Genomic DNA, 13,261 nt, shown 5'->3' with positions numbered 1-13,261 from the left:
TTCTGCCCACCTGAGGCGGAGAGGCCAGCCAGTATCTCCCCGGGGGGATACAAACCACCCCACCATGCAACAAAGAACCCCCCCCCCCCCCCCCGCGCCCCCCCCCCCCCCCCCCCCCCCCCCCCCCGGCTGTGGGGTTCTTCCTACGCCGCCACCTTGCCCACGCCGCCCATGGGCTGGGTGTCGCGTTGGGTGATCTGCCAGAGCTGGGATTCACGGTTGCTGACGTAGATCTGGCCGTTGGCGGTGTCCAGTGCGAGTCCTTCGCACGTCGCCAGGCCGCTGGCCACCACGCGCTGCGCGCCGTCGGCCAAGGTGATCTCGTACAGGCGGCCGTTCCCGTGGTCGATGGTGAACGCCTTGCCGTCGCCGCTGAGTTCCATGCGCATGGCGCTCGCCCCGGGGAGGGTGGTCACCAGGCGCTTCGTGCCGTCGGCCAGGTTGACCTCGTACAGGCTGCCGCCGTGGTCCTTCTGGCCGACGTACGCCTTGCCCTTGCCGTCCAGCGCCACCGCGGAGACGCCGACCGGCAGGCCGGTGGCGACCGTGGTCTTCTGCCCGTTCTGCAGGTCGACCGCGATCAGCTTCCCTTCGCTGTGGCTGACGACGTAGGCCTTGCCCTTGCCGTCCAGCGCGAGGCCGTACGCGCCCGGGACACTGGCGACCGTGCTGGAGGTACCGGTGGACAGGTCCACCGCGAGCAGGCGCGCGCCGCCGTAGTCGGCGGCGTAGGCCCTGCCTTTCCCGTCCAGCTTCACATCGCAGACGTCGCCCAGGCTGCTCGCGACCACGCGCTGCGCGCCGGTGGAGATCTTCACCGCGGACAGCTTCTGGCCGCCCCGGTCGGCGACGTACGCCGTGTTCTGCGACGGGTCCACCGCGAGGCCCTCGGAAGTCCCCAGGCCTGTCGCGATGAGGGCGAAGCTCCGCCTGGTGGCCATGAGCTTCGACAGGTCTTCGAGCTTCGGCATGTCGTCCTGGCCGATGCTCACCTTGGGCGGTCCGGCGGCCTTCAGGGTCGACGAGGCCATGGCGGACGTCGAACCGGGGTCCTCGGAGACCTGACGCTGATCGGCGGAGACATCATGGAATTTCTGGAAGAGGGGATTGAGGAAACCCATGACGTCGAACGCCCCGTGCGCCGTCTGACGCACGAGCCACGGGTCGCGCTCACTCTCCATTTTGCGGACGGCGTCCGAGACGTCGCCGGCCCCGGGGGTGTCCTTGCCGAGCGCTTCAGCGGACTGTTTGGCGGAGTCGGCTCCGCTGCCGCCGCCGTCGAAGATGTTTCCGAATGACACGAGAGTTCCTCCTGATGTGGCTGATCTGGCCTGCCCGGTGGGTGGTCGCCTTTTCAGAGAGGCTGTTTCTGGCTCTCGTAGTCGAGTGTCTCGGGCTGGAAGACCCGGTGTTCCCCGGTGCGGACGGCCACAATTTCGGCCGCCCCCTTCTGCATGAACCTCTTTCCCTCATCGGCCAGATCGAAGTTGCTGCGGTCCTCGACGGAGTCGCCGAGTTTCCATGCGACGACCCGGGAGTACTTCGGCTCCTTGGCCTGCGGGGGAGTTCCCCTGACCTCCACCGGCCGGGGGTAGTACAAGGCGACCCATCCCCCGAAGGTGACCGGGAATTCGTAGTCGAACTGCCTCACCTGACGGCGGGTCGTGGCCATGACGTCCGCCCGGCTCATCACTTCCAGGCTTACCGACGACTGGTGCTTCCATTCAGTGGTCAGCGAACCGCTGACGGAGGCGGTGATGCCGAGCAGCAGGTCCGCCCACAGCTCACCGGTGCCCGTGGCGGAAGTCGTGGCCGTCGTCGTGCTCGTCGCCTCTGTCTGGGACTCCTGGTCGACGCCCTGATTGTCCTTGCTGTTCTTCAGGGTGGTCTTCTGGTACTGCTGCATCGCCATGCTCTTCTGCATCTCCTGCTGCAGCGATGCGATGGACTTCGCTCCGAAGGTGAGCTTCACCTCGCCTTGGAGCGACCAGTTGATCGTGTTCGAGACGGAGAATTCGACCGTGTCCGTCACGGTTATTTTGACGGGGTCGGTTCCGTTGATGTACGTCTGCTTGGAGATCATGTCGGGCGGCGGCTGCGTGATGTCGCTGCGCTCTTCGACGACCGGTACGCCCATGTTCATGTATGCGCGCCACCCGCGCTCCTGCGCCGTCTTCTCGTCCTCGGGAAACTCGCCGTAGCGCTTCTTGTTCAACGAGAATCCGATGGGGCTGATCGGCTCGCCCCCTCCTTCGGGGGTCCTCTTCAGCGCGCCCCGTAATTTGTTACGTTCCAGGATTGCTTCGGCCTTGGCCGGAATTTCGAGCTCGTCCTGGTTCCGCGTGGTGAGCGGGTGGCGCATGAACACGTCGTTGATGTAGGCCTTGCCCACATCACTCTTCGCGCTTTTCTCCGACATGTACCTGAGGTCTCCCTGCGTCGCGGAAATGAATGATCTTTCCGGTGCATGGTGAAACTACGCGACAGGTGCAGGATGATCATCGAGAGGAAATGGCCATGGGGTGAAAACCGGACAACCCCCTTTCCACCTGCGGGATCACCCTTTCGGCGAAGGCCGGACCGGCCCGTCCCCCGGCGGCGTGGGACCTCCGGTCTGGCCGGATCCCTGGTCACGGACCGCGTGCGGGGGCCGGGGCGGTGGGGAAGTGGCGGGGATGTGCCGCTGCCGGGGACGCGCCGCTCTTGCGGGTGTGCGCCGGTACGAACCGGCGGCGCGTCGTGCCGTACGTGCACGGGCCGGCCGGAGTGGGTCAGGCCGGAGCGGGCCGGGTCGTCCGGGCGCAGCGCCTCCTCGGGGGCCGGCCGCCAGGCAATGGGGTGCCTGGAGCGATCCGCCGTACCTCCCGCCGCGTACAGCCCGCCGCGCCGGGCAGACGGGAGCGCCACTGTCCAGGAAGCCTCCGCCCGATCAGGGGACGGTCTGCACGACCGGGATCTCGAACGGCTGCCTGTTGTTCTCGGTGTTCCGGTCGTCGGTGCTGCTCACCTCGACCCAGCCGCCGGTCAGGCCCCCGAGGGGCACGGCGGTGCCGAGCCGCACCGGGATGTGTGCCGTGGCGCTCTGGAACTGCGGAAGCCCGGCCGGGAAGGTGCAGCGCACCCCGTGGCCGTTCTCCGAACTCGGAGCAGTTCTCCGGGAAGAACGGCGCCTCCGCCGTGACGTCGTCCGCCGCCGGGCACTGGTGGTCGGCGCGGCCTTGATAGCCACCATCGGTGGGGCGGGCCAGCGCCAGCAGTTGCAGGTACAGGGCTGCTGCGTCGGCGCCCACCCCGAGGGCGGCGCCGGCCTCTGCCACCAGCTCCGGGACGCTGAGGGCCGGGTTCAGCTCGTAGCCGCCGGGCGGGACCGGGGTGTCGGCCGCTCGGGTGAGCATCCGGTCGGCGCCGGCGCCGCGGACCGCCTGACTCGGGGAAGACGTCGAGGAGGGCGGCGAGGGCGTCGTCGTCCTGCGGGTGGTCGGCGAGCAGGGCGGCGACCGCGTCGAGCAGCGTGTCCGGTACGGCCTTCCCGCGTGCGGCGCCGACCGTGCCGGCCAGTACCCGGGCCTCTTCGGAGCCGTCCAGGCCCGCGGCGCGCGCCGAGGCACGGACCCGGCGGGCCAGGTCGGCGGGGAGCTCGCCGGGCGAGGCCGCCCCGCGGCGAGGACCCGTACGAACTCGTCGTGCGCGGCGGCCGGGTCCAACGCGGCGGCCAGCCAGGCCTGGTGCCCGCTCAGCTCCTTGACGGGGAGGGCGCCGCCGCGGGCGGGGAGCAGGACGTTCTGCCGCCGCCAAGCCGGGTCCACGGGCAGGTCGTGCTCCCGTTCCGCGGTCCGGGCCCGGGTGTAGGCCCGCCCTGCGGCGCGCGTGTCCCACGAGACGAGCCGGTGCGCCACCGTGTCCCAGTACCAGGGCAGATGGGCCGGGGGGAGCCGGCGGGCGAGGCCGGCCAGCTCGTCCAGGGCGCGGCCGGCCTTCGGGTACGCCCGTGAGATGCGGTCGCGGACGTCGTCGAGCAGGCCGCGCGCGGCGTCCTCCGCGCCCTGTTCGTGCGAGCGGGCCCAGTCCACGTAGGCCTCGGAGCGGCTGGGGTCCGACGGGAGCGGGACGGCAAGGTTCACGATCCGATCCTGGCATGCGCCACTGACACCGCCGGCCTGGGCGCCGCCCCAGCGGCAATCCTCCTGCTTCGAGGACGTCGTGCGGCTGCTCAGGTCAGGGAGGCCGGCGTCACGGTCGTCTTCGTATGACATCCGTGGACGCAGGCCCCGGACCGGATGCCGTGATCGTCCAGGGCACGGCCACCGCGGCAGCGGCCGGTGCCCGCACGCTGTGCCAGCACCGCCTCGCGGAGCTCGTTGCGCAGCTGGTCGAGGAAGGTCCACAGGTCGGGGGCGGCAATGCGGTGGCCGTAGTCGCTCACGTCGTAGCTCGAACCCTCATAGGCGCCGCCGGAGAGGTGGCAGACGTGCCCGGTGGAGGTACTCACCGCGTACATGCCCCCGCCGCCGTCGGTGGCGAACACCGTCACGGTGTCGTCGACCGCACCGGTCACCTCCATGAGGCATCCCGCCAGGATGCCGCTGGCAACCTCCTGGGCACCGGCGATCCAGATCCCGTTGTTCAGGTCCATCAGCTCGACGGCACCGAGCGCCGCGTAGTAGTCCAGCAGCGCACCGGTGACGCCCGCCTCGGCGAGGCAGGCGACCGCCCGTGCCCCGTCGTCCGCCTCGGCCATGTTCACGGCGTACCCGGACGGGGCGTATCCGTAATAGCCCTCGAAGCCGTCCACGAATGCGGAGGCAAGGGACGTCATTTCCTCGCCCCAAGCGTGGAGCCGGAACACGACGTCGTTCATGGTGAAACCCTTGAAGTCGATGAGGGTGCAATGGTGCGCCATCCGGTGCGCGACGATACGACCGGACGGGGAGGGCGGAGAACGCGGCCGGCCTCGCCGGCCCGGACCGCGGCCCTCTCCTCGGTCCGGTCAGTCCTGTCACTCCTGGCTCCGGTTGCACCCTGTTCTCCGCACTGGAAGCCGCCTGCCCGGCAGCGCTCGTACGAAGATCATTAGTAGACGCTCGTGCAACAATCGCGGTTCACACACGGGTATCCGTGTGCGCGAGGGTCAAGAGGAGCGGCACGCACGTGCGGGGGAGAACGGTGAACACGACGGCCGGCAGGACAGCGGCGGTCATCGCATTGGCGGCCTTGACAGCGCTGACCGGATGCGCCGACGAAGAGTCCGAAACGGGACGTTCCGGCTCCTCCCCGGCTCCTTCCCGTACGCACGCGAAGCCATGGGAGCCGCCCGCTCCCGCACCCGACCGCGACGCGGTAGACCGCGAGGTCGAGGCAGCCGCCGTGAAAGCGAAGCTCATCGGTTTGTCCCCGTCGGCGGACCCCGCCGCCACCGGCCCCTCGGGCGAACGGCTGGCCCCGTGCACAACAATGTGGTCCGGCTTCCCCGACGCCCCGGCGGGCAAGGGGACGACCGGCGCCAAGCCGTACGCGGCTGCCGTGGCGGAGCTGGAGAAGCGCGGATGGCAGCGCGAGAGCCGTACCGAACGCGGACGGCTCGTCCTGGTCTCGCTCAAGAAGGGGGACTGGAGCATCCGCAGCAGCCTCAAGGAAAGCGACCGCACCGATGTGATCACCTTCATCGGTGTGCACGACAGCTGCGCCCCCGGACTGCCGGAGCTTCCCGAACTGCTCACCCTCCTGCTGTCTGCGACCACATCACACTGAGCGGGCCGACGCCGGTGGAGGCCTCTCCCACGGACTCCTGATCACCGACGCCTGAACTCCCGGCAGGAGTTTCAAGACAGGCACGGCTTGCGTTGACGGCCCGGTGGCCGACCTCAGGTCGGCTTGCGCCACACGGAGATGTGCTTCGCGGAGTCCTGGGTGAACGGCGCCCCGTCCCAGTCCGCGACGCGTCGTTCCATCTCGAGCCCGGCGATCCGGGCCATCAGGTCGAGCTCTGCCGGCCAGGCGTAGCGGTGCCGGGAGTCGTCGCGGCGGTAGCGGCCGTCGTCGCCGTCGCGGGTGAAGTGGTGCGAGACGAGAATCTGCTTGACGAGGTCGAAGGTGTCGAAGCCGAGATGCTGCTCGGAGACGTCGAACGGCACCGCGACCTGGCCGGGCGGCAGGAACCGCAGCGGCGGCACGCCCAGCTCGATGACGAATCGGCCGCCGGGCTCCAGATGGCGTGCGGCGTTGCGGAAGCACTCGACCTGCTCGTCCTGCGTGAGCAGGTTCGTGATGGTGTTGTAGACGAGATAGACGAGGGTGAACTCGCCGGCAACGACGGTGGTGGCCATGTCCCCGATGACCACCGGGAGCGTCTCCTCGTCGACCTTGCGCCGCAGCACAGCTGCCATGTGCTCGGACAGTTCGATGCCCACTACCGGTACGCCGCGTTCCCGGAGCGGGACGCCCACTCGTCCGGTCCCGATGGCGAACTCCAGTGCCCGGCCGTCTCCGGCGAGTTCGGCGAGGAAGGCGATGGTCGGTCCGAGAACGGCGGCCGAGGACGCCTCGGTCTCCTCGGCGTCGTAGCGGTCGGCGGTCGCGCGGGTCCACAGCTCACTGCTCGTCACGGGCCGCCACTTTGCCGGGTACCGAGGGGTGCTGTCGACGCATTTACCTTCCACCGGCTCCGATCAGGCGGACGGGGCGAGCCGGTACAGACCATGCGGGCGTAACCAGGGTGCCCCCGGCAGCCGTTGGAATCTGCGTGAAGAGAACCGAAGAGAGCACACCGAGAACAACCGCGCTGTCGTCAAAGTGATCCGCGGGGACGCTGAGGCCCGGTCCTCCGCACCGCCCACGCGGCGCCGGTCGGGTGAGGTGAGGCGTTCAGGACGGCGGACATGCCGATGCCGCCGGTGCACAGTGCGGGGCCGGAAGATCACCCTGCCGGCCTTTCCCGGCGATGGCGTCGTGCACCTTGACGCGCAGGCGGCGCTGCCCCCTCTCCCGGCTCCCTCCATCAGTTCCTTCGTGCCACCGCCGTGTTCGGCCTGTCGCTCTTACCGGTCTCCTTGACGGGGCGGCGGTGCATCGCGGTGGGCGAGTGGTCCGGGACCGAGGCCTGGGACGGCTGCGTCCGGGGCGGGAGATGGGACGCCGGGCTGCGGCGCGGCACGAGTTTGGTCAGGGACACGCCGGCCATGAGCAGGGTGGTGGCGGCGACCACGGTGGCGAGGGCATGGAAGCCGTCCCTCCTCGAGGCGAGCGCTGACACGCCGCCGACACCCAGAAGACCGGCCACCGGCATTCCTCCGTACACGAATCTCCTTTCACGCGGTGCGAGGGGTGGGACCCCGCCCGGTGGGTCGTGAATTCAGGTGGCGATCCAGCGCTCTTCCCGGCGCCGGGCCATGTCCCAGAGGGAGCGGACGTAAACAGCGTGCTGGAACATGTCGTAGGCCAGCTCTATGGCGAGGGTGCCCGCGATCATTTGAGCCCGCCAGCCTGCGTCGCGCGCCGTCATCACCTTCTCGGCGACGAATATCAGACCGATCGCCAGCCAGAAGCGCGAGAATTGCGGGCGTCCCCTGGCAAGCATCCATGCGGTGAACACCAGGTAGAGTGCGAGGAAAATGACCGAAAGCCCCATGAACGCCTGACGGATGAAGTACGGCGCCGTGACCCGGGTCCAGCCGTAGTCGCGCAAATTCTCCAAGGCGCCGCGTTGCCAGCGGAGCCGCTGATGCCAGAGTTTCGGAATGGTGGTCATGACTTCGGTGACCACGCCGCATCCGGGCGGGGAGACGGTGCGGTAGCCGAGTGTTCGCACGGCCTTGGTCATTTCGTCGTCCTCGGTGAGCGAGGCGAGGGAGTAGTACGACGCCCCACCGCCGAGGAGACCGGTGAGCCGGGCCTCCTTGACCTCGCGCAGGGTGGCCACCCGGAAGAGGGTGGCAGTGCCGGTGAGCACGTCGGCGCGATAGTTCCGACGCGATATCTCACGGGCGTAGCGGTGGAATTCGATGCGCTGGAGCGCGCCGAGCAGTCCTCCGCCGCGCTCGCCGTAGAAGATGCCGCCGACCGCGCCGACCTTCCGGTCCATCGCCTCGATGGCGCTGGAGAGGAAGGTCGGCCAAAGAGTGGTGTCGGCGTCCTGGACGAGCACCAGATCCTCGTCGCGCAGTGTGGGCAGGGCCTGGTCGAGGGCTTGGTTGAGCGCCCCTGCCTTCTTGTGCTGGTTGTTCTCGGATGCGATGACCTCCGCGCCGGACCGGCGCGCGACGTCGGCGGTCGCGTCTGTGCAGTTGTCGGTGACCACCACGACACGGTCGGGAGCGCGTCGTTGCCGGCCCAGCGCCGCGATGGACGCGGCGATGCGCTCGGCCTCGTTGTGCGCGGGGATCAGCGCCACGATCCGCGGCCTGGCCGTGCGGGGGCGGCGGTCGTCGTCACCGATTCGTCTGCGACCGTAGCGGCTGCGGGCGCGGGTGAAGAACCTGGCAAGGAGCATGGTCGGTCAAGCGCCGGCGCGGGGCGTGATGGTGACGGTGGCGTGCCCGGTGGCGAAGACGGGGCTGCCGACCTCGAAGCCGACGGTTACGGTCCCGGGGGTGGCGTCGTGCTCCACGGCCATCGCCGGGTAGACGGACGCCCACTTGCCGGGTGCGAGCTCCAGCGGGAACACCGGGCAGGTCAGGGTCCGGTTTCCGTTCGAGCGCTCGGCCGCGACGGACGTCTCGTTCGGGTCGTCGTCCTGCCGGGTCATCACGAGGCGGTCCTCGATGAAGTACAGGCCCTCGGGGGCCGTGAAGACCGCCCGGTGCGTACCGATCCGGCGGTTGCCGACGTTGGTCAGAGTCAGCACCGAGGGATACTGCCAGCTCTGTCCCTGCTTGACCGTTGACTGCTGGAGCTTGCGCTGCTCGACGGTGAGGAGCGTGCTGCCACCCCCGGAGCCGTCCAGACGGACATGGGCGAGCAGCATGCCCGAGTGGCCGTCGGCGTTGGCGCCGAGGTCGGGGTGAAGGCCGGCCCTGCCCGGGTTGGCGAACCGCACGGTCACCTGCTGATGGCCGTCGGGTACCCGGAAGGACAGGCGGCGCTTGCGCCATGCCGGATCGTTGATCCGGTCGTCGCTGTGGGAGGCCTTGCCGCCCTTGCCGGAGTAGTACTGGATGTAGTCCTCGCGGAGCAGCGTCCGGCCGTCGGTCTCGACCTCGACCCGCAGATACGCGGGCCGGCCGATGTCGTGTCCCGGCCACATGTTGTAGCCGTGGTAGAAGGACAGCTCGTAGGCCTGCCCGCCCGTGGCCGGGACGGTCTGCTCGATGAAGCCGAGCGTGCCGTTGCCGTTGACGTCGAGGAGGTTCTCGGAGGCGGCGAACGGGTGCTCGGGGTCCTGCGGAAAGTGACCGTCGGCGGCGCCGTTGATGAGGTCGACGGCGTCCTGCGCCTCGGCCGGGTGCTCGGTCTTTCCGTTTCCGGTGTACGTCCCCCAGGACCAGCCGCCGAGGCCGATGAACTGGTCGCCATTGTGCCGGCCGGCGGCCATGATGCCGCGGTTTCCGGTTCCCCAGTCGGCCCCCTGCCTGAACGTGTACTCGGAGAAGCTGCCGTTCCTGACGAGATTCATGACTACCTCATTCATCGGAGAGTGCCGCCGGAATGTTTTATTCCTGAATCAGCAGTGGTCCTTGTCTGCCGGTCAAGGAAATCCGGGTGGTGGAGCGGCGTCAATACCGCCGCCTCGCTTTGGGTTTACCGAGTGTCCGGACCTGCATCGTATTGCCGAGCTCGCGCAACCGGGTCGACTGCACCGTGCGGAGATCCCGGGCAAGAGGGCGGATCGCGCCGCTCGGGGAAACGAATGTCAGTCGATTTTCCGTAACCTCAAACCTCGTGGGTTGCCGGCGGAAACCGCATGGCTACGGGCTGCGGCGTGTGCTGTCGGGGCGTTTTCCGGCCCGCACGCCGGGCTTCGGGTGTTGTCCGAAGAGCGAGGTAAATTTCGTACGCGAACACGGGTAGGCTCGATCGGGCCCGCCGGATCTGCCATCGCCTCTCTCCGCAAGCAGACATGTTCTCTGCCGGGGTCCGGTTGCCAATGGGCCATGAATTCGCGCAAGCGTTCCAGTACTTCCGCCTGAGACGGTGTGCTGCCCGAGGCGGCATGCCATGTTCGGACAGGAGAACCAGCGATGACCAAGAACAGCAGTGCTTCCGCGCAGGCGGCGGCCTTCCCCGATGGCACCATCATCACGACGGCGGGCAACGGCCAGGCGGGCTTCGTCGCCGACGGCGGCCCCGCAGTCGGCACCAAGTTCCACTATCCGTACGGCGCCGCCATAGACCGCTCGGGGAACATCTACATCGCCGACTCCCACAACCACCGGGTCCGTAAGATCACACCGGACGGGATCGTCATCACCGTGGCCGGCACCGGCACCGCAGGGTTCGTCTCCGACGGCGGCCCCGCCGTCGCCACCCCGCTCCACTATCCGACCGGTGTGGCCGTGGACTCCGCGGGCAATCTGTACATCGCAGACCGGCACAACCACCGGATCCGCAAGGTCGCCACCAACGGCATCATCACGACTGTCGCCGGCAACGGCAACGCCGGATACATATCCGACGGCGGCCCCGCCGTCGCCACCCCGCTGAACTACCCCTGGTCGGTGGCGGTCGACGCGGCGGGCAATCTCTTCATCAGCGACACCAACAACCACCGGGTCCGCAAGGTCGCGGCCAACGGCAACATCACGACCGTGGCCGGCAACGGGACGGCGGGGTTCATCTCGGACGGCGGCCCCGCCGTCGCCACGCCCCTCCACTACCCCCACGACGTGACCGTGGACTCGGCGGGAGCCGTCTACATCGCGGACCGGTACAACCACCGGGTCCGCAAGGTCGCAGCGAACGGCAACATCACGACCGTGGCCGGCACCGGCACCGCCGGATACGTCGCGGACGGCGGCCCCGCCGTCGCCACCCACCTCCACTACCCGGCCGGCATAGCCGTGGACCAGGCGGGCAACCTGTACGTCGGAGATACCAACAACCACCGCGTCCGCAAGGTCACCGTCACCGGAATCATTACCACGGTGGCGGGCACCGGTACGGCCGGATACGTCGCGGACGGCGGTCCCGCGGCGGGCACCCGGCTCTACCACCCCTTCGGAGTGGCGGTGGACGGCTCCGGGAGCCTGTACGTCACGGACTCGTACAACCACCGTGTCCGCCGGGTGTACGGCGTGGCCACGGTCGTGCCCCCGACGCCGCCCATGGCCGATCTGTACGGCGAGGTCGTCGCCCCCTCCGCGGTCCCGCGCGGCCAGGAGTTCGACCTCGGGGCGCGGATCAGGAGCCGGGGCCCGGCCACGGTCGACGGCGAACTGGTCACAGTGGTGTTGAACCTGCCCTACGGACTGGTCGGCGGGGCCGGCACGGAAAGCGGCGACCGCAGGCTCAGTCGTACGTTCACCGGCTCCCAACTGGTCGCGTTCGGCGCTTCCCTGGACGGCGTTTTCCGGATCAAGGCACCCGAGTCCACCAAGCCGGGGACGTACGAGGCGACCCTGGAGATCCAGTACGGCGGCGATCTCAACCTCAAGGACAACACCTTCACACTGCCGATCACCGTGACCGTGCCGGCGCCGGTGGCCGACGAGACCGCACTGACGGTCTTCCAGGAGGTGGTGCCCGAGAGTGCCCCGGGCCAGACCAGTCGCTGCAATCTGCGCTTCCTCGCACCCACCGGCCAGCCGGTCAACCCCGGGGTGCTCATTCAGCGCTACACCGCCCCCACCGGCTTCGTCTTCACCGGTCAGCCGGTCTTCGCCTACCACAACACGGTCGAAGGCGTGATCTCGGGCGCTCTCGACCACGAGGTGTACGACTCCGGGCGCACCCTGATCATCCGAGCGAATCCGCATCTGAACACCACGGCGAGTGACACCGGCAGCCTCGTCTACACCATCCCGATGCGTGCTCAGCAGGACGCTACGACCGGTCTGAAGAGCGACGGCTCGGCCAGCATCGGCAAGCGGGCCCCCGTACAGATCGTGGGCAAGGTCATCGGCTCGCCGACGGGGCTGTCCGCCCGCGTGGTCCAGTCGCGGCCGGAGAACGCCCGCGTGCGGCCCGGCCAGCAGTGGGTGTACCCGGCGGTGCTCACCATCACCAACACCGGGCAGCGCACCATCGACGCCCAGCAGCTCGTGCTCACCGCCCCCGAGGGAATGCGGTTCACGCAGGACCAGCTGGCGATGTCCCGGGAGGGCGAGACCCAGGAGATCGTCAGTGTGGGCGAGCGGTCCAACGGCAACCGCACCCTGACCCTCCGTGATGTGAGGTTCGAGCTCGCCCGGGGCAAGTGGGCGGTCGTCTACCCGGAGATGGAGGTCGACGAGGACGCCCAGCCGGGCACCGTACGGGTGGGCCTCGAACTCGGCAGCCCCGCCTTCGCGTCGGGCTTCGCCACGCTCACCGTCGAGTCCCGCTGACCCGCCGGCCAGAGTAGAGCAGACGCAAGCAGAGCGAAATGAGCCCGCCTGACCGGCAGTTCTCCCGCAGAAGCCGCATGCACCGGATGGCGGCCGCCACGGGCGCGGGAGTCGGTCAGGCGGGCCAAGTCTCCCGCCCCGGGCGCACATCGGCAGGAGCACAGCGGTGAGCAACGATATTGCCGTCGCACACGCGGCGGCCTCGTACGCGATCGGGTGCGGCGGTTGAACGGCTCGGGCAGCGGCGGGACACCGGGCGCCGACCTCTCCAACGAGAAGGTGGACCCGACCTGGGAGTGGGGCAGCGGACGTACGAGGCCGCGAACATGAAGATCGTGAACACGGGCCGGACCGGGATCGTCGCCGCACAGCTGACGTTCCGCGCACGGAACGGACTGTGGTTCCCGGAGAGTACCCTCGGTTTCTCCACGGAGGCGGGCGACTTCAGCCACCCGGCGGAGGTATTGTCCGACAGGTTCACGCTATCTGCCACGACGTCCCCCTCGACCTCGCTCCCGGGCAGTGGGCAGCCGTCTATCCCCAGGTGGCGGCCGTGCACAACGCCTCCCTGGGGGACACGACCATCGACGTCGCCCTGGGCGAGCCCTGCTTCGCCACGGGCACGGCTACGGTCACGGTCTTCAAGACCGGCCGCCGCCGAGGGCGTCAGAACACCGAGATCGTCAGCCGCTCCATGGAGGTCGCGGAAACGGAGCACTGAGCTGGGGTGGTTGGCCTGGATCTGCCGTCCACCCCAGCTCTCTCCGGGCCCGCTGGCTCGTCCG

The 13,261-nt window shown here is 69.1% G+C and carries 11 protein-coding genes; 3 read left to right on the top strand and 8 right to left on the bottom strand.

Annotated features, from left to right (window positions below; genetic code table 11):
* Positions 1-143 precede the first annotated feature (143 nt).
* The 4 genes from ACZ7H1_RS07420 to ACZ7H1_RS07405 form a co-directional block, all read right to left on the bottom strand.
* Positions 144-1,301, bottom strand: coding sequence for a Vgb family protein (locus ACZ7H1_RS07420; RefSeq protein WP_470784526.1), 1,158 nt, complete (start codon positions 1,299-1,301; stop codon positions 144-146).
* Positions 1,302-1,354: 53 nt separating this feature from the next.
* Positions 1,355-2,419 carry a gluconolaconase gene (locus tag ACZ7H1_RS07415; RefSeq protein ID WP_470784525.1) on the bottom strand — a complete coding sequence of 355 codons (1,065 nt, stop codon included), beginning with the start codon at positions 2,417-2,419 and terminating at the stop codon, positions 1,355-1,357.
* 352 nt (positions 2,420-2,771) lie between these two features.
* On the bottom strand, positions 2,772-4,121 hold the full coding sequence (locus ACZ7H1_RS07410; RefSeq protein WP_470784524.1) for a hypothetical protein: 1,350 nt from the start codon (positions 4,119-4,121) through the stop codon (positions 2,772-2,774).
* An 89-nt stretch (positions 4,122-4,210) separates the two neighbouring features.
* Positions 4,211-4,900 carry a hypothetical protein gene (locus ACZ7H1_RS07405; RefSeq protein ID WP_470784523.1) on the bottom strand — a complete coding sequence of 230 codons (690 nt, stop codon included), beginning with the start codon at positions 4,898-4,900 and terminating at the stop codon, positions 4,211-4,213.
* Positions 4,901-5,364: 464 nt separating this feature from the next.
* Between ACZ7H1_RS07405 and ACZ7H1_RS07400 the strand changes: the two genes are divergently transcribed.
* A complete protein-coding gene (locus ACZ7H1_RS07400) occupies positions 5,365-5,748 on the top strand; it encodes a hypothetical protein (RefSeq protein ID WP_470784522.1) in 384 nt (127 codons plus the stop codon).
* Between the two features lie 113 nt (positions 5,749-5,861).
* On the opposite strand, the gene ACZ7H1_RS07395 is transcribed toward ACZ7H1_RS07400, so the two are convergent.
* The 4 genes from ACZ7H1_RS07395 to ACZ7H1_RS07380 all read right to left on the bottom strand — a co-directional run bounded on the left by ACZ7H1_RS07395 (position 5,862) and on the right by ACZ7H1_RS07380 (position 9,607).
* On the bottom strand, positions 5,862-6,602 hold the full coding sequence (locus ACZ7H1_RS07395) for a class I SAM-dependent DNA methyltransferase (protein ID WP_470784521.1): 741 nt from the start codon (positions 6,600-6,602) through the stop codon (positions 5,862-5,864).
* A 392-nt stretch (positions 6,603-6,994) separates the two neighbouring features.
* Positions 6,995-7,276, bottom strand: a complete 282-nt coding sequence (locus tag ACZ7H1_RS07390; protein WP_470784519.1) for a hypothetical protein — start codon at positions 7,274-7,276, stop codon at positions 6,995-6,997.
* Positions 7,277-7,348: 72 nt separating this feature from the next.
* Positions 7,349-8,386, bottom strand: coding sequence for a glycosyltransferase family 2 protein (locus ACZ7H1_RS07385; protein WP_470784518.1), 1,038 nt, complete (start codon positions 8,384-8,386; stop codon positions 7,349-7,351).
* Positions 8,387-8,491: 105 nt separating this feature from the next.
* Positions 8,492-9,607: a hypothetical protein gene (locus ACZ7H1_RS07380; RefSeq protein WP_470784517.1), complete on the bottom strand. Its 1,116-nt coding sequence runs from the start codon at positions 9,605-9,607 to the stop codon at positions 8,492-8,494.
* 565 nt (positions 9,608-10,172) lie between these two features.
* On the opposite strand from ACZ7H1_RS07380, the gene ACZ7H1_RS07375 reads away from it, so the two are divergent.
* Both ACZ7H1_RS07375 and ACZ7H1_RS07370 read left to right on the top strand, forming a co-directional pair.
* Positions 10,173-12,476 carry an NHL repeat-containing protein gene (locus ACZ7H1_RS07375; protein ID WP_470784515.1) on the top strand — a complete coding sequence of 768 codons (2,304 nt, stop codon included), beginning with the start codon at positions 10,173-10,175 and terminating at the stop codon, positions 12,474-12,476.
* Between the two features lie 553 nt (positions 12,477-13,029).
* Complete coding sequence (locus ACZ7H1_RS07370; RefSeq protein ID WP_470784514.1) at positions 13,030-13,197, top strand: hypothetical protein; 168 nt, start codon at positions 13,030-13,032, stop codon at positions 13,195-13,197.
* The last annotated feature ends 64 nt before the right edge of the window (positions 13,198-13,261 follow it).

The sequence above is a fragment of the Streptomyces sp. NPDC037401 genome (assembly GCF_055602345.1).
This window is presented reverse-complemented; position numbering and strand designations above follow the sequence as displayed.